The following is a 26,350-nucleotide window of genomic DNA, read 5'->3' on the forward strand; positions in this document are numbered from 1 at the left end:
TTATGCAAAACCTCAATGGAGTAAAATGAGTGTTGACCAGATGTTGGTACATTGTAATGTGACCTATGAGATGATTTACGGAACCAAGCACAAAAGACCTAATGCTTTTATTTTTTTTTGCTAAAAGCTATTGTAAAACCTTTTGTAGTAAGCGAAAAACCTCATAAGAAAAATGGCAGAACTGCACCAGAATTTATTAGTTCGGATTCTAAAAACTTTATAGAAGAAAAAGCAAGATAGATAGATTTTATAACTAAAACCCAAAATTTGGTAGCATCATATTTTGATAACAACCCGTCACATTCTTTCGGAAAATTATCATTAAAAATAATGTAATCATTTTTTTACAAGCATTTAGATCATCATTTGTATCAGCTTGGAGTTTAGTTAACCTCTAATTTATAACCCACACCATGAATATTTATGATATTTATAGTGGGATCGTTTTTAAATTTTTTACGAAGCTTTGAAATAAAAGTATCTAAACTTCTATCTACAAAAACGCCATTATCTTCCCAAATCTCTTTCACAATAAGTTCTCGTTTTATAACCTTATTTTGATTTGAGCTAAACATAGCCATAAGTTCGCATTCTTTAGCAGAAAGCTTTATTTCTATAGTATCTTTTATGAGTTTATTTTGATCTTTATAAAATTTGTATGTGCCAATTTTAGAGAATGTTAAGTCTTCAGTTTCTATTTTTTTCTTCTTTTGATATTTATATAGAAATACAAAACCTAATATTATAATGGCTAATAAGGTTAAATAATTTTTTGAAAAGATAGACTCCTGATTAATAAATATCACTCTAATGAAATAACAATTAAAAGGCAATACTCTTCCAGAGCAAGGGATAATGCTTTTTTCTTCATCATTATTAATTTCATAGCTGTAAGCTACTTCGCTATCATCACATTTAATAACTTCAACTCGATAGTTTGTTGGTAAATTTACTTTTTTAAAACTTTCTTTTATGATTAAAACCAAGGTGTTTGGTTCAAACGTTAATTGGTTTTTAAAGCTTAAGAGGTATTCGTTTTTTTCAATTTCAGAAATGGGTAATATTAAAGAAATAGAATCATTATTTGATAGCAATAGTTTATTTCCAGAATCTCTGAGCGCTATTTTAGAAACTTGAGAAAATGAATCATCTTTTGCACAAGTTAATAACGAGTTGATAATTAAAATTATAAATAGGGTTAATAAGTTAGATTTAATTCGGTTTTTCATAATACTAGTAAATAAACTATAAATAAGTGAATTTTTACATCTGTTGACACTTCTTTCACATTTTTTTGACATAATATTTTTCCTCTCAACCTAGTTTTACCAAATAAAAAAACCACTAAAATCAAAAAAATTATGAAGAAAAGTATTTTATTACTTGCAGTTACTATGTGTTCTCTAATGTCTTTTTCTCAAGAACAACTAGAAATTAATATATTAAAAAGTGACATTAAATGGACTGCAGATTATGCCTTCTATTTTAATGGACATAATGGCATTGTAACATTTAAAGAAGGTTATTTTATTAAAACTAATGAAGTTATAACTGGAGGTGAATTTATTATAGATATGGATACCATTAAAAATTTAGATATTGAGAATGAAGAAGGTAAAGAGGGGTTAGTTGATCATTTAAAAAATGAAGACTTTTTTGATGTTAAAAAATTTCCAATAGCAAAACTAGTGATTTCTCACGTTAAGTATCATGATAATAAACACATGAAAATATATGCAAATCTTACCATAAAAGGCGTAACAAACCCTGTTGATTTTCAAGCTGAGGTTGATTATGAAAAAGCACAAATGATAACAAAATTTAAAATAGACCGCACACGTTGGAACATCAATTACAATTCCAAAGAAATTGAAGGAAAGTTAAAAGATGGTATTATCTCTGATGCCATTGGGTTTGAAGTTAAACTAAGTTTATAAATATATATTATGAAAAACATTATACTATCATTACTCGTAACCTTTTCAATATTTGGTTTTACTCAAGAAACAGAAATCTCATCTATTTTAAATTCAGAAAACACTTGGTCAAAAGAAATTATAAAATTCCCTTTGCGTTTTGCTCCAGAGATTATTTATGAAGGTTTTGAAGATTTACGTTTTCCACGAGGTTGGGCAAAACAAGCTAGTCCAGAATTTTGGTCATACGTTTGGGTTTGGAGCGTAAATGAAAAAAAAGAAATAACAGAAAAAGAATTGGAAAGCGATTTACAATTTTATTTTGATGGTTTAATGGGACTTGATTATTTTAAAATTAATGAAGAAAAAGTACAAAAATCACAAGCTGTATTTATTAAAAATGAAGTGTCAAATGACACTTTGTATTTTAAAGGGAAGGTAAAAACTTTTGATACCCGTTTCACCAAAGAACCCATTACATTGCATGTACTTGTAGAAAGTTTTTATTGTGAAAAAGAAAATAAGGCATTAATTGTTTTTAGATTTTCACCTAAAAAATTTATGGATGATGTCTGGGAAACTTTAAAATCAGTAAAACTTATTGAAACGGCTTGTTATAATTAATTTTTAAAAACAACTGAAGACTGCCCACTGGTTACTTTTAACTCAATAGTTCTCCCTAAAATTAAAGCGCGATTATCTTTTTCATGTCCTGCCGGCATATTAAAAGCAATTGGGAAATCATAATCAGATAAAGCATCTAAAATGAGTTGCTCAATGGAAGTACCCCAAAGGGTTGTATTTTTTCTAAGTTTAGACATATCACCAACAATCACACCTTTACAATTATCAAAATATCCGGCACGTTTTAAGCTCTGTAACATCCTGTCAATATGATATTTATATTCACCAATTTCTTCAATGAAAAGTACTTTCCCAAAAGTATCAATAGATGTTTTAGAGCCTAACATAGTATGAAGCATCGTTAAATTACCACCAACAAGCTGGCCTTCAGCAACTCCAGTTTTGTTGTAATTCGAACCTTTTAAAGTATAACTTAACGAGTTCCCAAAAATAGCATCTTTAAATGTTGAAACCGTTTCTTCAATACTACTTAAATCATCCTGTAAACTTGTACACATCATAGCATGAATACTTTCTACACCTTCATTATGAATTTGGTTGTGAAGTGCGGTAATATCTGAATAACCAATAATCCATTTAGGGTTTTTTATGAATTTTGAATAATCTAATTTATCTAAAATCCTAACGGTACCGTAGCCGCCTCTGGAAGACCAAATGGCACTAATTTTAGGATCGTCTAAAGCCTTTTGAAAATCTTCACATCGCTCAGCATCCGTTCCTGCAAAATGATTAGCTTGGTTAAAAACATGCTTTCCAAATACAACTTCTAAGCCCCAACTATTTAGTAATTTTTTGGCTTGCTCAACTTCATTAGTTCGGTTTTTTAAAACACCAGATGGTGCTACAATAGCAACGGTATCTCCAGTTTTTAGATATGGTGGTTTTTTTAAAGTCATATTTTCATTTTCGGTTAGGGTAGCTTGCGCTGAAATAGGTTTTATTCCAAAGAAAAAAACAACATAAATAAGGCTTAATGTAAGTAGGTGTTTAGACATGATGTAAATGTACATTTTTTTTCTAAATCGTACTCAAAATGTGTACTTTTACGCCTTTAAAAGAAACCAAAATGCCAAAAAGATATACAATTACCACTGCGCTTCCTTATACAAACGGGCCCATACACATTGGGCATTTAGCCGGTGTTTATGTTCCAGCAGATATTTATGCACGTTATTTACGTTTAATTGGTAAAGATGTGATTCTTATTGGTGGTAGTGATGAGCACGGAGTTCCTATCACAATCAAAGCAAAAAATGAAGGTGTTTCACCTCAAGATGTTGTTGATAAATATCATGCTATCATTAAAAATTCATTTGAAGATTTTGGAATTTCTTTTGATAATTATTCCCGTACTTCAGCACCAATTCATCATGAAACAGCTTCAGAATTCTTTAAAATTTTAAATGAAAAAGGGGAGTTTGTTGAGGAAATAACAGCACAATTGTATGATGAAGAAGCTAATCAGTTTTTAGCAGACCGTTTTGTTACAGGAACTTGCCCTAAATGTGGCAATGAAGAAGCTTATGGTGACCAATGTGAAAAGTGTGGTACGAGTTTAAACGCAACTGATTTAATAAACCCAAAATCGGCATTAACAGGTAATGTGCCAACTTTAAAAGAAACAAAACACTGGTTTTTACCACTAGATAGATATGAAGTCTTTTTAAAAGAATGGATTTTAGAAGGGCACAAAAAAGATTGGAAACCTAACGTTTATGGACAAGTTAAATCTTGGATTGACGATGGATTACGCCCTCGAGCAGTAACAAGAGATTTAGATTGGGGAATTCCTGTACCTGCCAATGGCGCAGATGGTAAAGTGCTTTACGTTTGGTTTGATGCTCCAATTGGTTACATTTCATCAACCAAAGAATGGGCCAAACGCGAAGGTAAAGATTGGGAGCCTTATTGGAAAGATGAAGACACTAAATTGGTTCATTTCATAGGAAAAGATAATATTGTATTTCACTGTATCATTTTTCCGGCGATGCTTAAAGCAGAAGGCAGTTATATCATGCCAGATAATGTGCCTGCAAATGAGTTTTTAAATTTAGAAGGGAATAAACTTTCTACTTCAAAAAATTGGGCAGTTTGGTTGCCTGAATATTTAAAAGAGTTTCCAGGGCAACAAGATGTCTTGCGTTATGTGTTAACAGCAAATGCGCCAGAAACTAAGGATAACGATTTTACTTGGAAAGATTTTCAAGCAAGAAACAACAATGAGTTGGTAGCTATTTTTGGGAATTTCATCAATCGTGTTGTGGTATTAACTAATAAATATTATCAAGGAGAAGTTCCAAAACCAGCTACTTTTTTAGAAGTAGATAAAGAAACTTTAGCAGCTGTAAAAGCGTATCCTGATGTGATAGCGAGTTCTATTGAGCGTTACCGTTTTAGAGAAGCGGGTCAAGAACTTATGAATTTAGCGCGTTTAGGAAATAAATACCTAGCAGATGCGGAGCCTTGGAAAGTGATTAAAGTAGATGAAGAACGCCCAAAGACCATTATGTATGTGGCGTTACAACTAGCTTCAGCTTTAGCTACATTGAGTGAACCATTTTTACCATTTACTTCTATTAAGCTTAAAAACATTCTGAATATTTCATTAAGTGCAGACCAAACATCTTGGAACGAAGTTAGTACTAAAGACGTATTACTTACATCTGGTCATCAAATAGCAGAAGCAGAATTATTGTTTGCTAAAATTGAAGATGAAACCATCCAGTTTCAATTGGATAAGTTAGAAGCGAGTAAAAAAGCTAATGAAGCTGCAAATAAAAAAGCAGAACCTCAAAAAGAGACTATTTCTTTTGAAGATTTTTCTAAATTAGATATCCGAGTGGGTACGATTTTGGAGGCCGAAAAAATGCCAAAAGCCAAAAAACTGTTGGTTTTAAAAGTAGATACAGGCATAGATGTGCGAACTATAGTTTCAGGAATTGCAGAGAGTTTTACGCCAGAAGAAGTAATTGGAAAAAGGGTAACCGTTTTGGTAAATCTTGCTCCTAGAGCATTACGTGGTGTGGAAAGTCAGGGGATGATTTTGATGACTGAGACTCCTGAAGGAAAATTGGTTTTTGTAAATCCAGACGATTCTAAAGTTGCAAACGGATTGTATGTAAGTTAAGATTAATAAAATCATGTTCTGTAATGTTTTAAAAAAGATTCAGACAAAGATTCTATGCAAAAAACATTTACTGAGTTTTCTACAAATGCTATTCTTAAAATAGGAGATGAAGAAATCCTACAACCCTACAAATTGGCAAAACAACCTGATTTATATACTTTTATACAGACAGGTAATTTTAAAGCTGAAATTATGGTTGATAATATACCCTATTATATTCAGCCTAATAGTATTTTGGTATTAACTACTGTACAGTATTTTCAGTTTATTTCTGGTGAAGATTTATTAGTATATCAATTCAATAGAGAGTTTTATTGCATAAAAGATCATGATCAAGAAGTAAGTTGTGCGGGTTTATTATTTTTTGGAAACGTACATATTCCAATTATAAATCTTAATATAGAAGAGCAACGAAAATTTAATATGTTGTTTGAAGTTTTTGTTGACGAGTTAAAAACTAAAGATAATATTCAAGCAGAAATGTTGCGTATGTTAATGGCGCGTTTTATCATAATATGTACACGTTTATTAAAAGCTAAAGAAGGGTATAAAGAAACCCAAAAAAGCTCAAAAATCGATATGTTGCGCGAGTTTAATATGTTAGTAGAAACACATTTTAAAATGGAGCATAGTGTGTCTTTCTATGCAGATAAATTATTTAAATCGCCTAAAACCTTATCTAATACTTTTGCTAAGTTAAATACTAGTCCATTACAAATTATTCATGAGCGCATTATCCTTGAAGCTAAACGGTTATTAATTTATACTGATAAAACCGCTAAAGAAATTGCATACGAAGTTGGTTTTGAAGACGCTTCACATTTAAGTAGATTATTCAAAAAATATACTGCATTATCTCCTTCAGACTTCAAGAAACAACTCCAAAAAGCATTTTAGGGAAAAATTGACAAGTACTAAGGCGATTCCACCATTTTATCACCTTCTATTTTAATTCATCTTTGTACCGAACAATTAAAAAAACAAAGTCATGAATTTAAAACACATATCCATTTTCAATCTAATTGAAATATATAGAGGAAAAAGAAAAGAAATATTAAATACTATTACTCCAAAAACACATTGCGATCAAAATCATATTTCAGATTTTTATTGTGATGCTGAAAGACCTCATATTGCTTCTAACTAAATAGGTATAAGTAATAAGGGAAAAATTGACAAGCTAAAAGGAATAAACTACATGGTGTAAATTTTATAACAGTTGCACTTTTGTATCACTAATAACAAACAGTAAAATCATATTAAAAATAAAAATTATGAGCACATTTAATGTACCAACAAGAGACCAAGTAAGCGAAAACAACCAAGTTATTTTCGATAATTTAAATAAAGCTTTAGGATTTGTACCAAATTTATTTGCAACTTATGCTAATAGTGATACTGCTTTAGAAAACTATTTAAATTTCGCAAATGCAAAAACTTCTTTAACTTCTAAAGAAAAAGAAGTTGTAAACTTGGCAGTAAGTGAAGTGAATAACTGTATTTATTGTTTATCTGCACACACCGCAATAGGTAAAATGAATGGTTTTTCAGACGATCAAATTTTGGAACTAAGAGCAGGACAAGCATCTTTCGATAATAAATTAGATGCTTTAGCAAGATTAGCTAGAAATATTACAGAAAATAGAGGTAGAACAGATGCAGAGGTCTTAAAAAACTTTTTCAATGCAGGATATTCTAAAGGAAATTTAATCGATACCATTTCTTTAGTAGGAGATAAAACAATTTCAAACTACGTTCACAGTACCACACAAGTACCTGTAGACTTTCCACTAGCTCAACCACTACAAACATTATTAGTATAAAAATAAAAATTAATAAAAATTAATAAACAGAGCATTAAGCTCATAAAATTTAAAACTATGAAAAGAGTTATTTCAATTTTAGTAATCACACTAGCATTTACATTAAATTCAAATGCACAAGACAAAATGATGAATAAGGCAGTAAAAACCATTTCTTTAGAGCAAACTAAAGGTGAATTTGTTCAAAAAGCGTTAACAGTAAGTGAAGGCACTTATGTATTTGAAGTATCAAACAATCATGCTGCAAAAGAAGTAGGTTTAGTTTTAGTAAAAAAAGGGGATGACGCTAGCAAACCAGAAAACCATATTAAAACAGCCTACGTAATTGCTGTTGCTAAAGATGGTGAAACTCAAAAAACAAATGCTACAAAATTAGCAAAAGGCGAATATATATATTTCTGCCCGCTAAATCCAACACCTCAATACACACTTACAGTTAAGTAGTTTTCTAATTGATTAATAGTAATTAAGGTTATTCTTGTTAGGATAACCTTTTTTGTTTTTATTACATTCGTTTATTATTTTATTTAATTATGATGCAACTGGTAGCCTATATTTTTTCTCAAACAAATATTAAAGATCAATCAATAAAAAACACTATTGCTTTATTAAACGAAGATTGCACCATACCTTTTATTTCTCGTTACCGTAAAGAAGCAACAGATAACTTAGATGAGGTTCAAATAGGCCAGATTGTTAAATATAAAGAACTTTTTGAAGCCATAGAAAAACGTAAAGTAGGCATTTTAAAAGCTATTGATGAACAAAATGCGTTAACAACTGAGCTGAAACAAAAAATTGAAGCTACACAAGATTTAACAACTCTTGAAGATTTATACTTACCCTTCAAAAAAAGCAAAAAAACTAAAGCCGAAACTGCAAGACTAAACGGTTTAGAGTCTTTGGCAAAAAGCATCATGTCTCAAAATGTTAACAATCTGGAATCTTTAGTATTTAAGTATATAAAGGGAAATATAGCTTCAATAGATGATGCTTTGGAAGGTGCACGACATATTATTGCTGAATGGATTAATGAGCGCACAGACGTTCGAAATAACATTCGAAACCAGTTAGATCGTTTTGCTATGATTTCCACTAAAGTGGTAAAGACAAAAGTAGAAGATGAAAACGCTCAAAAATTTAGAGATTATTTTGATTGGGAAGAAAGTTTAAGCAGAATCCCTTCTCACCGATTATTAGCCATCTTAAGGGCAGAAAAGGAAGGTTTTGTTAGAGTCAAAATTGCAATTGATGATGAACGTGCTATAGATTATTTAGAGAATAAAATTATTAAAAGTAATAATACGTGTTCAGTACAGATTCAAATAGCTATTAAAGACGCCTATAAACGTTTATTATTACCATCATTAAGTAACGAAGCTTTACAACTAGCTAAAGATAAAGCCGATGAATCTGCAATAACGGTATTTGCTAAAAACTTAAAACAGCTTTTATTAGGTTCTCCTTTGGGAGAAAAACGAATTTTAGCCATCGACCCAGGTTTTAGAACAGGTTGTAAAGTGGTTTGTTTAGATGCACAAGGTGGATTATTATATAATGAAACTATTTATCCTCATCCGCCAAAAAACGATAGTTTAGGTGCGATGAAAAAAATTAGTTCGCTATCCGAAGCTTATAAAATTGATGCGATTGCCATTGGAAATGGCACTGCGTCTCGCGAAACGGAGGCGTTTATAAGGAAAATCCATTTTAAACACGACATTAAAGTATTTGTGGTTAGTGAAGCAGGTGCAAGTATTTATTCTGCCTCTAAAATTGCTCGAGAAGAGTTTCCAAATTATGATGTTACTGTTCGGGGTAGTGTTTCAATTGGGAGACGTCTTCAAGATCCTTTAGCGGAATTGGTTAAGATTGACGCTAAATCAATTGGCGTTGGCCAATACCAACATGATGTCGATCAAACAAAACTCCAAAAACAATTAGATATTGTTGTGGAAAGTTGTGTAAACGCCGTTGGTGTAAATATCAATACAGCAAGCACAAGTTTGTTGAGTTACGTATCAGGCATTGGACCAAAACTTGCAGAAAACATTGTAAATTATCGTGATGAATATGGGGCTTTTGCTTCAAGAAATGACATTAAAAAAGTACCTCGTCTGGGCAGTAAAGCTTTCGAGCAAGGTGCAGGATTTTTAAGAATTAGATCTGCTAAAAATCCATTAGATGATTCTGCTGTACATCCAGAAAGTTATACGCTTATTGAGAAAATGGCTAAAGATTTAGGTAAATCTGTAGAAGACTTAATTGGTGATAAAACCATACTTGGAGGTATTGAGTTAACAAAATACATCACAAAATCTGTTGGTTTGCCTACGCTTCAAGATATTATTAGCGAACTAGAAAAACCAGGACTAGATATTAGAGAGCAAGCCAAAGTGTTTACTTTTAATCAAAATATTAAAACAATTAATGATTTACACGAAGGGCAATTGCTGCCTGGAATTGTAAATAATATTACTAATTTTGGTTGTTTTGTTGATATCGGAATAAAAGAAAGTGGCTTAATACACGTTTCTAATTTATCGGATAGTTTTGTAAAAGAAGTGAATGAACATGTGAGTTTGCATCAACAAATAATAGTTAAAGTTTTAGAGGTTGATATTCCGCGAAAGCGGATTCAATTAAAATTGCATAAATAAAAAAAGCGAACTCAAGGGTTCGCTTTTCTGTGAATACAATAATAGTTTTACTGATTCATATGTTTAATTTCGTAAATAAAAGTATCTAAGTCTGCACCAGAACTTACAATGCTTAATGCTTTGTCAACAATATATCTTACATTAATTGCATGAAAGCCAAGACCAACACCTATTTTATTTAAAAGCTTGTGCTCAGAATCTCCTTTTATTTGATCGACGTGTACCATTCGAACTAAATCATATAATCGTTCTAAGCGTTTGTCATATTCAACTGGAGGGTTGATAGGATGTGACTTGTAATTTTTAGAAATTATATCATAATCATCATCACTAATATCTAAATTTCGTGCTAATCTCTTTAAAAACGCTTTTTCTTCTTCACTAATAACACCATCATCCATGGCAACACGTACAATAGCAGCAAAATGATCTTCATTACGCTTTTTAAAACCACTATCAAACAAATCTGAAAACGACATATATCCTTTTTTTAGAGATACAAACCTACATATTTTTTTACAATAACTTAAATGAAAATTTATTTTTTTAGTCATTTCCGTGCTTAAAGATTGTAGGGCTTTTCGTTTCAATCTTTTGCAGAATCATAAGGATTTTCACTTCCACCCCTAATGCTAATAACTTGTGTAAATCAAATTATAAAAAAAGTATGAATTTAAATTAAAACATTAAAAAAAGAATATCAAACCTTATATTTGCAACTCAAAACAAAATTAGGTGAGTAAAACTTCACTCTCTCAAACCTACGCCAAGGCTTTGCAAGTGCAAAATCTTCAAAAAGCTGTTGCCCAAACTCAAAATAAAATATACTTAAAAGGACTTGTTGGCTCTTCATTTTCATTTGTAATTTCAACCATATTTAAAGAAACAGATAAGCCTTTTTTAATTGTATTTAATGATAAAGAAGAGGCTGCTTTTTATTTAAACGATTTAGAGCTATTGTGTGGAGACAAAGATGTTTTGTTTTATCCAGGCAGTTACCGGAGGCCATACGAAATTGAAGAAACTGATAATGCTAACGTGTTATTGCGAGCCGAAGTTTTAAATCGTCTCAATTCTCAAAAAAAACCAGCTATTATTGTTACTTATCCAGATGCTCTTTTTGAGCAGGTTGTTACTAGAAAAGAGTTGGAACGCAATACTTTAAAAGTTTCTGTTAACGATAACTTATCTATCGATTTTATAAATGAAGTATTATTTGAATATCAATTTAGACGTGTTGATTTTGTTACTGAACCAGGGGAGTTTTCAGTTCGTGGTGGGATAGTAGATGTGTTTTCTTTTTCTAATGACCAACCATATCGTATTGAGTTTTTTGGAGAAGAGGTAGATAGTATAAGAACCTTTGATGTGGAAACACAACTATCTGTAGAGCAAATTAAAAAAATAAATATCATTCCCAATGTTGCGAACAAAATGTTGCAAGAAAGCAGACAAAGTTTTTTAAAGTATATAGCTCAAAAAACAGTTATTTGTTTAAAGAATGCCGATTTGCTTTTTGCAAGAATTGATGATTTTTATGGCAAAGCAGAAGATGCTTTTAAAACGCTTTCTTCCGAAATTAAACATGCACAACCTAATGAATTATTTTGCGATTCAGAATTATTGAAAAAACAATTTTTAGATTTTTCAATTGTAGAGTTTGGTAATTCGTCTGCCATGTTGAGCGCAGTCGAAACATCCAAATCAATAGCATTTAACACCACACCTCAACCATCATTCAATAAGCAATTCAATTTATTAATTGAAGATTTAAACACCAATCATGATAGAGGGTACACCAATTATATAGCTTGTGTAAGTGAGCAACAAGCCAAACGTTTTCATGATATTTTTGACGATTCTCATCTGGAAGTTAAACCATATAACACTGTTATACGCTCTTTACATCAAGGTTTTATAGATCACGACAATAAAATTGTATGTTATACAGACCATCAAATTTTTGAGCGCTATCACAAGTTTCATGTTAAAAATGGTTACGCTAAAAAGCAAGCTATTACTTTAAAAGAACTAACCAATTTAGATGTAGGGGATTATGTAACACACATCGATCATGGTATTGGGCGTTTTGGAGGTTTACAAAAAATAGATGTAGAAGGTAAAAAACAAGAAGCCATAAAACTAGTTTATGGCGAGCGCGATGTGTTGTATTTAAGTATACATTCATTACATAAAATCACTAAGTTTAATGGTAAAGATGGTAAACCACCTAAAATTTACAAACTAGGGAGTAATGCTTGGAAAACCTTAAAAGAGAAAACCAAAGCACGTGTTAAACACGTTGCTTTCAATCTCATAAAATTATATGCAAAACGTAAAACGGAAAAAGGCTATCAATACAATCCAGATAGTTACATGCAACATGAATTGGAAGCCTCTTTTATTTATGAAGACACACCAGACCAAAGTACAGCGACTGCAGATATAAAAGCAGATATGGAAAGCGATCGCCCAATGGATAGATTGGTTTGTGGCGACGTTGGTTTTGGTAAAACTGAAGTCGCAATTCGGGCTGCTTTTAAAGCCGTTGATAACGGAAAGCAAGTAGCCGTTTTAGTGCCAACAACTATTTTAGCATATCAGCATTCTAGAACATTTTCTCAACGATTAAAGGAGTTTCCTGTAACGGTTGATTATTTAAACCGTTTTAGAACCTCCAAAGAAAAACGCGAAACGCTAGAAGGTTTGGAACAAGGTAAGGTTGATATTATTATCGGGACTCACCAATTGGTTAATAAAAATGTAAAGTTTAAAGATTTAGGACTTTTAATTGTTGATGAAGAGCAAAAATTTGGAGTTGCAGTAAAAGAAAAGTTAAAAACTCTAAAAGATAATGTGGATGTGTTAACCTTAACTGCTACTCCAATACCACGAACGCTACAGTTTAGTTTAATGGCAGCTAGGGATTTATCGGTAATTACCACACCCCCACCTAACAGATATCCTATTGAAAGTCATGTTATTCGTTTTAACGAAGAAGCTATTCGTGATGCGGTGAGTTATGAAATTGAACGTGGAGGTCAAATTTTCTTTATTCATAATCGAATTGAAAATATTAAAGAAGTTGCAGGCATGATTCAGCGTTTAGTGCCGGATGCTAAAATTGGTATTGGCCATGGACAAATGGATGGAAAAAAATTAGAACAGCTCATGTTGGCATTTATGGATGGCGCTTTTGATGTTTTAGTAAGTACAACTATTGTAGAAAGCGGATTGGATGTGCCGAATGCTAACACGATTTTTATAAATAATGCTAATAATTTTGGACTGAGCGATTTGCATCAAATGCGAGGGCGAGTTGGTAGAAGTAATAAAAAGGCATTTTGTTATTTTATTACACCAGAATATTCAGCAATGACAGATGATGCTAGAAAACGCATTACAGCCTTAGAACAGTTTACAGAACTTGGTAGTGGTTTTAATATTGCCATGAAAGACTTAGAAATTAGAGGTGCGGGCGATTTATTAGGTGGTGAACAAAGTGGTTTTATAAATGAGATTGGTTTTGATACCTATCAGAAAATATTAAATGAAGCTATAGAAGAACTCAAAGAAAATGAGTTTAAAGATTTGTATAATGAAGATCAGGCTGATAAAGTATATGTTAAAGATGTTACTATTGATAGCGATTTTGAATTATTGTTTCCAGACAGTTACGTAAATAATATTGCTGAACGTTTGAATTTGTACACACAATTAAATAATTTAAAAACAGAGGTAGAATTGCATACCTTTGAAACAGAATTAATTGACCGTTTTGGGGAATTGCCAAAAGAAGTGACTGATTTACTTAATAGTGTCCATATAAAGTGGTTAGCCACTAAAATTGGATTTGAAAAAATTATAATGAAGCAAGGCAAACTTATTGGTTATTTTATAAACGACCAAAAGAGTAATTTTTATCTAAGTGCTAATTTCACAAAAGTCTTACAATATGTGCAATCTCATCCGAACGAATGTAAGATGAAAGAAAAGCAAACACGAAATGGATTAAGATTAATGTTAAGTTTTGACAATATTAAATCTGTAAAAAAAGCATTAAATACTTTGCAGCCTATTTTGGCTTAATTATTAGTTAATATATAATAAGGTTAAAATGAATTAACACAAATGAAACGTATCCTTTTTCTCTCTCTTTTAGTACCAAGTTTTCTATTTGCACAACATACTATAAAAGGTAATTTTTATCCAGCAAAAGATTACAACTTAGCTTTGCTTTATAAAGTAACACCAACAGTTTCAACATACATTGCTAACTCAGAAATAAAAAAGGATGGCAGTTTTCAGTTTAATTTAGATTCTACAAATAAAAAAGGCATCTATCGTTTGGTTTATGCCATACCCCAAGAGGATTACAATTTTGATATTATTTACAATGGGAAAGAAGATATTGAGCTTTCTTTTAATTCTGAAACTGGCGTAAAATTTAAAACATCAATAGAAAATAAATTATTGGCATCCTACACTAACAGTATGTCTATGGTTACTCAAAGTTTAGCAAATTATTATAGTCAAAAAATAAAGGACACTATGGCCTTAAAAGCCATTTTTAAAACACAAAGAGAAACGCAATTAAACTTTGAAAAAGCTGCAAAAGAAACGATAGCACTTCAATTTATAAAAGCAAACAAATCCTACACTCCAAAAAAACCTGAGGATGTAAAATTGTATACTGAAAACTTAAAAAATCATTATTTTGATAATATCGATTTTAATAACCAAACTTTACAAAGTTCTAGTTTTTTAGAAGAAAAAATATTGAGTTATGTCTTTGGGATGACGACAGATTCACATGACGACATCAAAAACTATAAAAAAAATATTGATGTTATTTGCTCAAAAATTAAAGGTGTTCCTCAAAAAGTAAAGCGTATTTTGTTGCTAGATTTATGGCAACAAATGGTAGATTTAGAGATAGAACCTGTTGCAAATTATATAGCTGAAACCTTTTTAATGGATATTGCTGTTTCGTTAAACGATCAAGAATTATTAAATGCGTTGATTGTTTACAGTGAAACTTCTATAGGAAGTAAAGCGCCAGATTTTTCTTTTGAAGTAAAAAAAGATAACATCACAAGTACTAAAAAATTAAGTGAGCTTAATATTTCAGAAAACTACATTATTTTATTTTGGAGTAGTACATGTTCGCACTGCTTAGATGAGGTTCCACAATTAAATACTTTTTTAAATTCTTTTGAAAAAGGATTTGTTAAAGTAATAGCTATTGCTTTGGAAGATGAACCAAAAGGTTGGCAAAATATTAAAAAAAATTACCCTAAATTTATTCATGTTTATGGAAAAGGCAAATGGGATAATGAAATAGGAGATGCTTATGGTGTAATTGCTACACCAACCTATTTTATTTTAAACAAAGACAAAGAAATTATTGCTAAACCAGTAAATTTTGAAGCATTAAAACCTTTTTTTAAGGCAGATTAAAAATGATAAAATGCATTTTCTAAATGCTCAATTTTAAACAACTTTTCTTCTTTTACAATTGCAATAATATCAAAACGAACTTCAACGTCTAAATCATTAACGTTTACATATTCATCAACTGCTTTTACTAAACGTTGTATTTGTTTCGGTTTTACAAAATCTTGGGGATTACCAAAATCTGTTGAGGAACGGGTTTTTACTTCAATAATGGCAAGAGTGTCTTTTTTTTGAGCAATAATATCAACTTCAGCATTATCAAATCTATAATTGCGATCAATGATATCGTAACCTTTTTTTAATAGAAAATCTACTGCTAATTGTTCGCCTTTTTTACCAAGTTCAATATGTTGTGCCATGTAGCTAAGTTATAAATATTTTATCATTTTATTTTAAATTTTTAGTCTTACCTAAAAATATTTTTACTCAAAGGTAAATTTTTGATTATATTTGTTGTGATTTACAAGTTATGGTCACATTATCAGAAGAAAATTATTTAAAAGCTATTTATCATTTAGGAAAGCAGGGTACGCTTTCTGTTAGTACAAACGCTATTGCAGAAAAAGTTTCATCAAAGGCTTCTTCAGTTACCGATATGATAAAAAAACTAGCCGATAAAAATTTGGCTAACTACACAAGGTATCAAGGTGTTAGTTTAACTAATGAAGGGCGCTTAGCTGCAGCATTAGTTATAAGGAAACACAGGCTTTGGGAGGTCTTTTTAGTTAACAAGCTTAATTTTTCTTGGGATGAGGTACATGAAGTTGCCGAACAACTAGAGCATGTAAAATCGTTAAAATTAGTAAATGAACTAGATGCCTTTTTAGAGTTTCCAACCCATGACCCCCATGGCGATCCAATCCCTGATAAAAACGGTAACCACTCTCCAATAAAAAGTATAAGTATCTTTGATATTGATACAGGAAATCAAGGTATTTTGTCCTTTGTGAAAGATTCAACCGACGTTTTTTTAAAATATTTAAACAAAAACAAATTAGCATTAGGGGATACCATAAAGGTTTTAGATTTCGAGCCTTTTGACAATTCCTTAACTATTGAAACCAAATCTCAAAAGATGATTATATCTAAAGAGGTAGCTCAAAATTTATATTTAAGTATTTAAAATGAATAACTACAATCCCATATCGGCACTCCTCATATTTTTTGTATTGGTGGTTTTGCTTTTTATATTTTTTCGTCCTGTAAAAGGTTGGTTTTGGATACTTAGAAAGCATTTTAAAAACAATGAAAAAACAATTATAGAGGATGTTTTAAAACAACTGTACCATTTCGAATATTCCAGTAATAAAGTGGATATGAAAACGCTGGTACAGGTATTAGACTATAAAAATGCTAGTATTGTTGAAGCCATTAATAAAATGACTATTAATAATTTAATTTATTTTGAATCGGATATTTTAAAATTATCAGAAGCTGGAAGAAATTATGCCTTACGTATTGTGCGTGTACACAGATTATGGGAACGCTATTTAGCTGAAAAAACAGGTTTTAGTAAAACCGAATGGCATGATAGAGCTGAAATGATGGAACATAAACTTAGTCATGACGAAACCAACACTCTTGCTGCACGTTTAGGAAATCCAAAATTTGATCCACACGGAGATCCCATTCCAACAAAAACAGGTAAAATGGCTGATGTTATTGGTGTTGAATTACCGCTTTTACCTATTAACACCATTGGAAGAATCACTCATATTGAAGACGAACCTGAAATTATTTACAAGCAAATTTTAGCCGAAAACATCCATATTGGATCTCTTTTAAGAGTTGTTGAAAATAATAGTACGCGTATTGTTTTTCAGTCGGAAGGTGAAGAGTTTAAATTGGCACCAATTGTTGCTGCTAACCTTACTGTGGCTGCTATTGAAAAAGAAGTTGTTATAGAAGATAATATTGCTAGATTATCAAGTTTAAATGAAAATGAAATGGCTAGAATTATAGGTATTTCTAAAGAAAGTAGAGGCGAAAGCAGAAGACGGCTATTAGATTTAGGATTCGTAAAAGGCGCCAAAATCAGCATTGATATGATGAATCCTTTAGGCGAACCTCACGCTTATTTAATTAAAGGAACTTCCATTGCTTTACGTAAAGATCAAGCAGCTAAAATTCTAATAAAAAAAAGCTATGAATACAAAAGTTAAAAGTGCTTGTGAAATGTGTGCACATTTTAATGCTGACGGTTTAAAAAAATTAGGTATTCACACAGATAATTTCGATTTTGTAGTGGCATTAGCAGGAAATCCAAATACAGGAAAAAGCACGGTTTTTAATGCCCTTACAGGATTAAGGCAACATACTGGGAATTGGCCAGGTAAAACAGTTACACGAGCAGAAGGCGGTTTTGAATATAATACTCAAAAATTCAAATTGGTTGATTTACCTGGGACTTACTCATTACTTTCAACATCAGAAGATGAAGAAGCTGCTAGAGATTTTATCCTTTTTGGAAAACCTAACGTAACAGTTATTGTAGTTGATGCTAATCGATTAGAGCGTAATCTCAATCTGGTACTTCAAATATTAGAAATTACAGATAGAGTGGTTTTATGTTTAAATTTAATGGATGAAGCTAAGCGTAATCACATTTCTATAGATGTACGTACGTTGTCACGAGATTTAGGTATACCTGTTGTACCTACAAGTGCGAGATTTAGCGAAGGCATCCCAGAACTCATTCAAACTATTAGCGAAATTGCTAACGGTAACATTGTTTGTAAACCACATAAAATAAAAAGTGTTCCTAATAACATTGAAAAAGCGGTTAAAACACTTGCAAATGAGATTGAAAAAGAGTTTCCTAATATTCCTAATAGTAGATGGATAGCTTTTAGATTGTTAGAAGGTGATACCCAAATAATTAATGCTTTAAAAGCAGGACAACTTGTTTAAACTAACGTAAATGAATCAGAAAAATATTGATTATATTATTGAATTATCAAATGAATTACGATGGCAAATTGGCGATGATTTTCATGATAATTTAACTGAAAGTATTTACGCTGATGCCGCTAATATTGTAAAAGACACGGTACAGGTTGATAATTCTAAAAAACGCTTTCGTTTAGATTCTAAAATAGATAAAATTGTAACGAGTAAAACCTTCGGTTTTCCTATCATGTTTTTAATTTTAGGATTGGTATTGTGGTTAACCATAGTAGGAGCAAACTATCCATCATCTTTATTAGCAAGTTTATTATTAGATAACATGCACCCTATTTTAAAAAGTGGTGCAGCAAGCATAGGGACACCTTGGTGGCTAGATGGCTTTTTAATTGATGGTGTTTATCTTGCAGTAGCTTGGGTAATAGCTGTTATGTTACCTCCTATGGCTATATTTTTTCCAATGTTTACGCTTCTTGAAGATTTTGGTTATTTACCACGTGTTGCTTTTAATTTAGACTCTTTATTTAAAAAATCTGGAGCACATGGCAAGCAAGCTTTAACTATGAGTATGGGTTTTGGTTGTAATGCTGCAGGCGTTGTGGCTACCAGAATTATTGATAGCCCAAGAGAGCGTTTAATAGCTATTATTACTAATAATTTCTCCTTGTGTAATGGGCGCTGGCCAACACAAATATTAATAGCAACTATTTTTATTGGAGCTGTGGTTCCAGAGTCGTTTTCTAGTTTAGTGTCCCTGTTAGCTGTAATAGGAGTTGCTGTTTTAGGGATGGCATTTATGTTTACTGTTTCATGGGCATTATCTAAAACGGTTTTAAAAGGAGAAGTATCAACCTTTAACTTGGAGTTACCACCTTACAGGCCACCGCGTTTTTGGAAAACTATTTATACATCATTAATCGATAGAACTTTAATTGTTTTATGGCGTGCTATCGTATTTGCGGCGCCAGCAGGTGCTGTAATTTGGTTAATTTCTAACATTTATATTGGCAATGAAAGTATAGCATCATGGGCTATAAACGGGATGAGTGGTTTTGGATTTTTGTTAGGATTAAACGGCGTTATATTATTAGCATATATTGTAGCAATTCCAGCAAATGAAATTGTAATTCCTACTATTTTAATGCTTACCGTTATGGTTACAGGAATTTCAGGTGGTGCTGGTGCTGGTGTGATGTTTGAGCTAGATTCTATGGACGCTACTGCTGATATTTTAAGAGCAGGTGGATGGACATTACTTACTGCAATCAATTTGATGTTATTTAGTTTATTACATAACCCTTGTAGTACCACAATTTATACCATCTACAAAGAAACAAAAAGTGTAAAATGGACGGTTTTTGCCTCAGTGATGCCTATTTTTTTAGGTTTTATAGTTACGTTTCTGGTGGCTCAATTTTGGAGAATTATTTTTTAGTTACATACAGAGTATGAATAAATTCTTTACCATGCTGTTGTTAGTATTCACAATCAATTCCATTTTTTCTCAAACAATTATAACAGATAGATCAGATCAAACCGAAAGTTCTTCAACAGTAAAAAGGGGTAGTTTGCAAATTGAAACAGGGATTATAGTTGGCTTTATAGAAGATGATTTTAATTCTGAAAAGCAACTATTAACACCAAAACGTTATTTAGATACGGTATTTGTAGCGGTATTGAAATTATACTGCAAGAATTTGTTGGCATGAGCGATTTACAGTTAGGAACAAAAATTCAGTTATTAAAAAAAGAGCATATAAATACCGAAATTGCTTTTATAACGCATGTATTGTTTCCAACTGGCTCTAAAAGTTTTACAAACGATAAATTAGGAACAATAAATAAACTCTCCATTTCTCATAGTTTAAGTAATCATCTTAATTGTAGGGTACAATGTGGGTTATGATTATTTTGGTGAAGGCTACCGTAATTTAACCTTTTCTAACTCACTAGCAAAAGTAATTAATGATTCATTTGGTTTTTATATTGAACCATTTGGTTACTTTTTAAATTTTGATGATTACCAATATAGTTTTGATGCAGGAATTACTTATTTGGTAAACAAGAAAAGCCAAATTGACTTTTCATTTGGAACAGGAATTAATCATATCATGAATTATATTTCAATAGGATATAATATCAATATTGAAAAAAATAATTGAGTTCGCAATTCAAATGCTGTTATAAAAATTGATATGTTTGCCGAAAAGGTTTTCATATGAAACGACTACTAATTTTAATACCATTATTATATTTTTCATGTATTCCAATTAGAATTGCTCCAACTATCCAAACAGATAAAGTTATGGTAGCAAGTAAATTTAAAAGAAAACTTCCTAAAAAACATGCTTTTATTTTTGAGGACCCTAAAGATGTTAATGAGTTTTATAGTTATATAAACATTAAATATGAGTTGAATGATCAAGAAGTTGGATGGGATATCCCTTTTGAAATTAATGAAACCGTCTATTATTTTTCGTTTTACGAAGTTGATATCCCAGATAAGACTTTAAACATTTTGCCAATTTTAGTTGACAGTGCTTTGGAAGCCAATAATAATGAATCCATTTTTGAGGATTCTTATGTTTCTAGAATGGGTAATTGGTTCTTAGTGATAACCGTAACAGATAAAGACAACAAGGATTGTTTGCATCCAGATTATATCCAAAAAGAGGTCATTTTAGAGTATTTAAGAAAAATGAGAGTCGAGTATTTAAATACAAGTAATTATTTAGATGCTTTATTAAAAAAATAAAGATTAGTGACAGCCACAACCGTCATCTCCACCACAAGCTTTTTTTGAAGCCGTTTTTTTCGAAAAAAACTTTCTTACCAAAAAGCTTATGGCTAAAGCCATGGAAGCAAAAACTAATATGTTTTGTATTAATGTATTCATAAAAACTTTTAGTCGTAATTAAATGCTTTTCATTTCAAAAATTGAAAAGCAATTAATGCCACAATATATGCAAAGGCACTCATAATTATCAATTGTAAAACGGGCCATTTCCAAGTATTGGTTTCGCGTTTAACTACCGCCAAAGTGCTCATACACTGCATGGCAAAAGCATAAAAAAGAAGTAAAGAAATACCAGATGCAAAAGTAAATAAAGGACCTCCTAAAATAGGATTTATTTCTCCTGCCATCCTGTTTTTTATAGTTTCTTCTTCATCGCTTCCTACACTGTAAATTGTAGCTAGTGTACCTACAAATACTTCTCTTGCAGCAAAAGAGCTAACGATCGCTATACCTATTTTCCAATCGTAACCTAAGGGTCTAATGGCAGGCTCTATAGCACGACCAGTTATACCAATAAAAGAATGTTCTAATTTATGAGACGCTATTTTTTGCTGTAAATCTTCTTCGCTCAAATTATCAGAAGCGAAAGTTGTTTCCACAATATTTTCCGCATCATTAAATTGTTCTCCTGGACCATAAGACGCTAAAAACCACAAAACAATAGAAATGGCTAAAATGATTTTTCCTGCTCCAAAAACAAATGATTTTGTTTTTTCAATTACGGTTAAACCTACGTTTTTAAAAAGAGGTAATTTATAATTAGGCATTTCAACAACAAAAAACGTTTTACTTTTAATTTTTAATATTTTATTTAAAATATATGCCGAAATAATAGCAGCGCCAAACCCAATTAAATACAATAACATTAAGGTTAATGCTTGATATCCCAATCCAAATATTCGTCCTTCGGGTATTACTAAAGCTATAATAATTAAATAAACTGGAAGTCTCGCAGAACAAGTTGTAAAAGGTGTTACTAAAATAGTAATTAAACGTTCTTTCCAACTTTCAATATTTCTAGTAGCCATAATAGCAGGAATGGCGCAGGCAGTTCCAGAAATTAGCGGTACTACACTTTTGCCGCTTAACCCAAATCGACGCATAATTCTATCCATTAAAAACACCACGCGACTCATATAACCGCTTTCTTCAAGAACAGCAATAAATAAAAACAAAAAGGCAATTTGCGGAATAAAAATTACAATACCTCCAAGTCCAGGGATGATGCCTTCAGCAAGTAAATTCGTAAAAGCTCCCGATGGTAATACGTTTTTAGTCCATTCGCTTAAAGAAGCAAATGCACTATCAATAAAATCCATGGGTACGCTAGACCAATCATAAATAGCTTGAAAAATGGTAAGTAAAATAATAATGAAAATAACGTAACCCCAAACCTTATGCGTTAAAACACTATCGAGTTTACTTCGCAAATCTTTTGCCTGAGAGGCATCAATAGTTTGCCCAACCTTTAAAACATTATTTATAAATTGGTAGCGTTTTATGGTTTCTTTTTGTTGTAAACGTTTTAAATCACTTTTGCTTTTTGTTTTAAAATTAGCTACTGCATCAATTTCGTTTCTGTCTGTTTTTCCAAAGTTTACATCTTGCGTGATTACTAACCAAAGTTTATAAAGTAGTTGATTAGGGAATGCTTTTTGTAAATTCTCAAAATAATCTTTATCAATCTCAGAGGCATTTAAACAAGGAGAAATAGGAATATCTTTATAATTAGTAATAAGGTTTTTTAAACTTTCAATACCTTCATTTCTACGCGTACTAATTAAAGCAATTTTAGTCTTAAGATGTTCTTCTAAATAATCAATATCTAGAGAAATACCCTTGTAATTCATACGATCTGCCATATTAATAACCAGAATTGTAGGAATTTCTAAATCTTTAATTTGAGTAAACAATAATAGGTTTCGCTTTAAATTTTCAACATCACTAATAACAACAGCAATATCTGGGAAGTCCTTATCATTTTTATTTAGAAGTAACTCAATAACCACATTCTCATCAAGCGATGAGGCATTTAAACTGTATGTTCCCGGTAAATCAATAATATGGGCTTTAACACCACGTGGGAGTTTACAAATACCTTCTTTCTTTTCAACTGTAATACCGGGGTAATTACCAACTTTTTGATTTAAACCTGTTAAAGCATTAAATACAGATGTTTTTCCTGTATTTGGATTCCCTATTAAAGCGACATTAATTTGCTTACTCATGAGGTATTTTTTCTATAATTATATGAGAAGCCGTCTCTTTTCTAATAGCTAAATGGGTACCATTAATGTTTAAATACATCGGATCTTGAAAAGGCGCAAGCTGAACAAGCTCTACAGAATTACCAGGCAAACAACCCATTTCCAATAGTTTTAAAGGAATATGAATAGATGAAACATCCTTAATAATTGCATGTTCACCGCGTTTCAAATGTGCTAAAGTATCCTCCAAGCTTATTTAGATTGATTTTAAAGAAGCAAAAGTACATTAAAAAATTTAAAGTTAAAAGTGCTTCAATATTTTATAAAAGCTTTTTGGCGTTACCCAAGGGTCGCGCTTTCGCAAGTCGCTCTCATTAAGGAGCTCCAACAATTGCTCAATCCCTAACGCAAAACAAAATAAGTAACAAAGTAGGTTGTTTTATTCCTCTTTTTTCAGTGTTGCCATATCATCTATTAATCTATCCATTTCCTCGGGGTTTGTGCCATCGTAAAACCCACGAATTTGTTTTTTTTTATCTATAAGCATAAAATTTTCGGTATGAATCATATCAAATTCTCCACTATACGGATTGTCCTTAACAGCCAAATAACTTTTTCTAGCTAGATCATAAATTTGTTTCTTATCACCAGTAACTAAATTCCATTTTTTGTCTATCACACCTTTTTCTATGGCATATTGTTTTAATTGTGCAACCGAATCAATTTCAGGGGTAACGGAATGGGATAACAACATAACATCATTGTCGTTTATAATTTTCTCCTGAATTTTAGCCATATGATTTGTCATTATTGGGCAAATAGTTTTGCAGGTTGTAAAAAAGAAATCAGCTATATAAATTTTGTTTTTATAATCATCTTGGGTTATGGTTTTTCCATTTTGATTAATAAGGCTAAAAGTTCCAACCTTATGATACTTTTTTTGATATTGAATGGTGCTATCAACAAGCTCTTCACTTACCATAGCTGGCTGATAAATAGGTAAGGGTTTATAAACATTAAGTGTATTGAAAATAAGTGCGATTATAATGATTGAAATGATTACAAAAACAATGGCAAATTTCTTGTAATCCTTAAAAAACGTAAGCATATATATTATTGATTTATGCAAAAATACGATGAAAATTAGAGGTGTAAAATGTTATAGGAACTTAAATTCATGTTAAAACGAATACCATTAATTAATTAGCTTTTTAAAGTTGGTTTAAAAGCTTACTTTTGTGCGATTATTAAAAATAGATTTTAAGAAACTATGGAGTTTGTTATAAAAATATCTCAGTTTTTACTGAGCCTTTCCTTACTAATTATTTTACACGAATTAGGTCATTTTATCCCTGCAAAAGCATTTAAAACACGAGTAGAAAAATTTTATTTGTTTTTTGATGTTAAGTTTTCACTTTTTAAAAAGAAGATTGGCGAAACAGTTTATGGTATAGGTTGGTTGCCTTTAGGGGGTTACGTAAAAATATCTGGAATGATTGATGAAAGCATGGATACCGAGCAAATGGCGCAGGAGCCACAACCATGGGAATTTCGTTCAAAACCTGCATGGCAACGCTTAATTATTATGCTTGGTGGTGTAACTGTTAACTTTCTATTAGCTATCCTTATATACATTGGTATGAGTTATTATTATGGTGATAGATTTTTACCTATTGAAAATATTAAAGACGGCCTTTTAATAGAAAACAAAGTAGCTAATCAAGCAGGGCTTTTAACAGGAGATAAAATTATTGCTGTCGATGGAGACAAAATTGAAAATTTCTCTCAAATATCAGAAAAGGTTTTATTTGGAAAAAGAATAACCATTGAAAGAAACGGCAAAGAATCAACGGTTATTTTTCCTGAAGATTTTTTATCACAACTTATAGATTCTAAAGAAAGAGGTTTTATCAATCTAAGAGAACCTTTCATTGTTGTTCAAGTTCCAGATACCTCTTTCAATAAAAATAGCGGACTAAGAAAAGGTGATATTGTTATTGGATTAAATGATTTTAATACAAAATATGCCGATGAGGTTAAACTAGGATTAGAGAAATTTAAAGGTCAAGAGGTTACTGCTAAAGTTTTAAGAGATAAATCTGAAATTAATATCTCCTTGAAAATTTCTGATAATGCAAAATTAGGGTTAGTATATGCTTCAGGTTCTACTCCAGAAACACTAGAAGCATTAGGTTATTACCAATTTGAAACAAAAGATTATGGTTTTTTTGAGTCTTTTTCTGTTGGTTTAAATAAGGCAAAAGATAAAATGGTTTCTTATTGGGATCAATTAGGAGCTATTTTCACACCTAGTACAGGCGCTTATAAAGGTGTTGGAGGTTTTAAAGCAATTTATGATATCTTCCCAAGCTTTTGGAGCTGGCAAGTTTTTTGGACCATAACAGCTTTCCTATCTATTATGTTAGGGGTTTTAAACTTATTGCCTATACCTGCATTAGATGGTGGTCATGTGATGTTTTTATTATATGAAATGATTTCAGGCAGAAAACCAGGAGATAAGTTTATGGAGTATGCCCAAATGGTTGGTTTCTTTATACTTATTGCTTTAGTTTTATTTGCAAACGGTAATGATATTTTTAAAGCAATTTTTGATTAAAATTTTTAAAAATAATATTTGCAGTAAATAAAAATATATATATATTTGCGCTCGCTTAGGCGAAAAATTAACACTCCTCCTTAGCTCAGTTGGTTAGAGCATTTGACTGTTAATCAAAGGGTCCTTGGTTCGAGCCCAAGAGGGGGAGCCACACTGGACAAGCCATCAGAAATGATGGCTTTTTCTTTGTCTATCAG

Annotated in this window: 25 protein-coding genes, 1 tRNA gene and 1 pseudogene; 19 read left to right on the forward strand and 8 right to left on the reverse strand. The window is 31.3% G+C overall.

The features are described from left to right. Positions 1–383: 383 nt before the first annotated feature. On the reverse strand, positions 384–1,229 hold the full coding sequence (locus tag AC1XJX_RS06300; protein WP_482003122.1) for a helix-turn-helix domain-containing protein: 846 nt from the start codon (positions 1,227–1,229) through the stop codon (positions 384–386). Positions 1,230–1,361: 132 nt separating this feature from the next. On the opposite strand from AC1XJX_RS06300, the gene AC1XJX_RS06305 reads away from it, so the two are divergent. Both AC1XJX_RS06305 and AC1XJX_RS06310 read left to right on the forward strand, forming a co-directional pair. Further along, on the forward strand, positions 1,362–1,937 hold the full coding sequence (locus AC1XJX_RS06305) for a YceI family protein (protein WP_482003123.1): 576 nt from the start codon (positions 1,362–1,364) through the stop codon (positions 1,935–1,937). Between the two features lie 9 nt (positions 1,938–1,946). Continuing rightward, positions 1,947–2,540: a hypothetical protein gene (locus AC1XJX_RS06310; protein ID WP_482003124.1), complete on the forward strand. Its 594-nt coding sequence runs from the start codon at positions 1,947–1,949 to the stop codon at positions 2,538–2,540. Here AC1XJX_RS06310 and AC1XJX_RS06315 read toward each other — a convergent pair. Then, on the reverse strand, positions 2,537–3,556 hold the full coding sequence (locus AC1XJX_RS06315; protein WP_482003125.1) for a S66 peptidase family protein: 1,020 nt from the start codon (positions 3,554–3,556) through the stop codon (positions 2,537–2,539). The two genes, AC1XJX_RS06310 and AC1XJX_RS06315, sit on opposite strands and share 4 nt — an antisense overlap. Before the next feature lie 38 nt (positions 3,557–3,594). Between AC1XJX_RS06315 and metG the strand changes: the two genes are divergently transcribed. From metG to AC1XJX_RS06345, 6 genes are all read left to right on the forward strand, one after another. Next, the gene (gene metG, locus AC1XJX_RS06320; RefSeq protein ID WP_482003126.1) at positions 3,595–5,688 is read left to right on the forward strand and encodes a methionine--tRNA ligase; all 2,094 of its coding nucleotides are present in this window, start codon (positions 3,595–3,597) and stop codon (positions 5,686–5,688) included. 54 nt (positions 5,689–5,742) lie between these two features. Further along, positions 5,743–6,585, forward strand: a complete 843-nt coding sequence (locus tag AC1XJX_RS06325; RefSeq protein WP_482003127.1) for a helix-turn-helix domain-containing protein — start codon at positions 5,743–5,745, stop codon at positions 6,583–6,585. 91 nt (positions 6,586–6,676) lie between these two features. Next, on the forward strand, positions 6,677–6,835 hold the full coding sequence (locus AC1XJX_RS06330; RefSeq protein WP_482003128.1) for a hypothetical protein: 159 nt from the start codon (positions 6,677–6,679) through the stop codon (positions 6,833–6,835). A gap of 127 nt (positions 6,836–6,962) precedes the next feature. Continuing rightward, positions 6,963–7,511 (forward strand): carboxymuconolactone decarboxylase family protein, encoded by a 549-nt coding sequence (locus AC1XJX_RS06335; protein ID WP_482003129.1) that lies wholly within the window; start codon positions 6,963–6,965, stop codon positions 7,509–7,511. A 57-nt stretch (positions 7,512–7,568) separates the two neighbouring features. After that, on the forward strand, positions 7,569–7,955 hold the full coding sequence (locus AC1XJX_RS06340; protein ID WP_482003130.1) for a cupredoxin domain-containing protein: 387 nt from the start codon (positions 7,569–7,571) through the stop codon (positions 7,953–7,955). Positions 7,956–8,047: 92 nt separating this feature from the next. Then, on the forward strand, positions 8,048–10,171 hold the full coding sequence (locus tag AC1XJX_RS06345; protein ID WP_482003148.1) for a Tex family protein: 2,124 nt from the start codon (positions 8,048–8,050) through the stop codon (positions 10,169–10,171). Positions 10,172–10,218: 47 nt separating this feature from the next. On the opposite strand, the gene AC1XJX_RS06350 is transcribed toward AC1XJX_RS06345, so the two are convergent. Next, the gene (locus tag AC1XJX_RS06350) at positions 10,219–10,650 is read right to left on the reverse strand and encodes a tellurite resistance TerB family protein (protein ID WP_482003131.1); all 432 of its coding nucleotides are present in this window, start codon (positions 10,648–10,650) and stop codon (positions 10,219–10,221) included. 256 nt (positions 10,651–10,906) lie between these two features. Between AC1XJX_RS06350 and mfd the strand changes: the two genes are divergently transcribed. Together mfd and AC1XJX_RS06360 are read left to right on the forward strand one after the other, a co-directional pair. After that, positions 10,907–14,260 (forward strand): transcription-repair coupling factor, encoded by a 3,354-nt coding sequence (gene mfd, locus AC1XJX_RS06355; protein WP_482003132.1) that lies wholly within the window; start codon positions 10,907–10,909, stop codon positions 14,258–14,260. Positions 14,261–14,302: 42 nt separating this feature from the next. Next, the gene (locus AC1XJX_RS06360) at positions 14,303–15,631 is read left to right on the forward strand and encodes a TlpA family protein disulfide reductase (protein ID WP_482003133.1); all 1,329 of its coding nucleotides are present in this window, start codon (positions 14,303–14,305) and stop codon (positions 15,629–15,631) included. Here the strand turns inward: AC1XJX_RS06360 and AC1XJX_RS06365 are convergent. After that, positions 15,628–15,987 (reverse strand): YraN family protein, encoded by a 360-nt coding sequence (locus AC1XJX_RS06365; RefSeq protein WP_482003134.1) that lies wholly within the window; start codon positions 15,985–15,987, stop codon positions 15,628–15,630. The two genes, AC1XJX_RS06360 and AC1XJX_RS06365, sit on opposite strands and share 4 nt — an antisense overlap. 110 nt (positions 15,988–16,097) lie before the next feature. Between AC1XJX_RS06365 and AC1XJX_RS06370 the strand changes: the two genes are divergently transcribed. From AC1XJX_RS06370 to AC1XJX_RS06400, 7 genes and pseudogenes are all read left to right on the forward strand, one after another. Further along, a complete protein-coding gene (locus tag AC1XJX_RS06370) occupies positions 16,098–16,751 on the forward strand; it encodes a metal-dependent transcriptional regulator (protein ID WP_482003135.1) in 654 nt (217 codons plus the stop codon). 1 nt (position 16,752) lies between these two features. Next, on the forward strand, positions 16,753–17,790 hold the full coding sequence (locus AC1XJX_RS06375; RefSeq protein WP_482003136.1) for a metal-dependent transcriptional regulator: 1,038 nt from the start codon (positions 16,753–16,755) through the stop codon (positions 17,788–17,790). Continuing rightward, positions 17,774–19,967, forward strand: a pseudogene (feoB, locus tag AC1XJX_RS06380) (ferrous iron transport protein B). The gene AC1XJX_RS06375 and the pseudogene feoB (AC1XJX_RS06380) overlap by 17 nt, the downstream one beginning before the upstream one ends. A 13-nt stretch (positions 19,968–19,980) precedes the next feature. After that, complete coding sequence (locus tag AC1XJX_RS06385; RefSeq protein WP_482003137.1) at positions 19,981–20,241, forward strand: hypothetical protein; 261 nt, start codon at positions 19,981–19,983, stop codon at positions 20,239–20,241. Continuing rightward, the gene (locus AC1XJX_RS06390; protein ID WP_482003138.1) at positions 20,238–20,438 is read left to right on the forward strand and encodes a hypothetical protein; all 201 of its coding nucleotides are present in this window, start codon (positions 20,238–20,240) and stop codon (positions 20,436–20,438) included. Before AC1XJX_RS06385 ends, AC1XJX_RS06390 begins: the two co-directional genes overlap by 4 nt. Further along, positions 20,428–20,694, forward strand: coding sequence for a hypothetical protein (locus AC1XJX_RS06395; protein ID WP_482003139.1), 267 nt, complete (start codon positions 20,428–20,430; stop codon positions 20,692–20,694). The genes AC1XJX_RS06390 and AC1XJX_RS06395 overlap by 11 nt, the downstream gene beginning before the upstream one ends. 56 nt (positions 20,695–20,750) lie before the next feature. Next, entirely contained in the window at positions 20,751–21,287 is a 537-nt protein-coding gene (locus tag AC1XJX_RS06400) for a hypothetical protein (protein WP_482003140.1), read from the forward strand. A gap of 3 nt (positions 21,288–21,290) precedes the next feature. Here the strand turns inward: AC1XJX_RS06400 and AC1XJX_RS06405 are convergent, their stop codons facing one another. The 4 genes from AC1XJX_RS06405 to AC1XJX_RS06420 form a co-directional block, all read right to left on the reverse strand. After that, a complete protein-coding gene (locus tag AC1XJX_RS06405) occupies positions 21,291–21,428 on the reverse strand; it encodes a FeoB-associated Cys-rich membrane protein (protein ID WP_482003141.1) in 138 nt (45 codons plus the stop codon). Between the two features lie 29 nt (positions 21,429–21,457). Next, positions 21,458–23,557 carry a ferrous iron transport protein B gene (gene feoB / locus AC1XJX_RS06410; protein ID WP_482003142.1) on the reverse strand — a complete coding sequence of 700 codons (2,100 nt, stop codon included), beginning with the start codon at positions 23,555–23,557 and terminating at the stop codon, positions 21,458–21,460. Further along, a complete protein-coding gene (locus AC1XJX_RS06415; RefSeq protein ID WP_482003143.1) occupies positions 23,550–23,786 on the reverse strand; it encodes a FeoA family protein in 237 nt (78 codons plus the stop codon). The genes feoB (AC1XJX_RS06410) and AC1XJX_RS06415 overlap by 8 nt, the downstream gene beginning before the upstream one ends. 189 nt (positions 23,787–23,975) lie before the next feature. Further along, positions 23,976–24,644, reverse strand: coding sequence for an SCO family protein (locus tag AC1XJX_RS06420; protein ID WP_482003144.1), 669 nt, complete (start codon positions 24,642–24,644; stop codon positions 23,976–23,978). A 162-nt stretch (positions 24,645–24,806) separates the two neighbouring features. On the opposite strand from AC1XJX_RS06420, the gene rseP reads away from it, so the two are divergent. Both rseP and AC1XJX_RS06430 read left to right on the forward strand, forming a co-directional pair. After that, the gene (gene rseP / locus AC1XJX_RS06425; RefSeq protein ID WP_482003145.1) at positions 24,807–26,153 is read left to right on the forward strand and encodes an RIP metalloprotease RseP; all 1,347 of its coding nucleotides are present in this window, start codon (positions 24,807–24,809) and stop codon (positions 26,151–26,153) included. A 74-nt stretch (positions 26,154–26,227) separates the two neighbouring features. Then, positions 26,228–26,304, forward strand: a tRNA-Asn gene (locus AC1XJX_RS06430). Positions 26,305–26,350: the final 46 nt, after the last annotated feature.

The sequence above is a fragment of the Flaviramulus sp. genome (assembly GCF_982512915.1).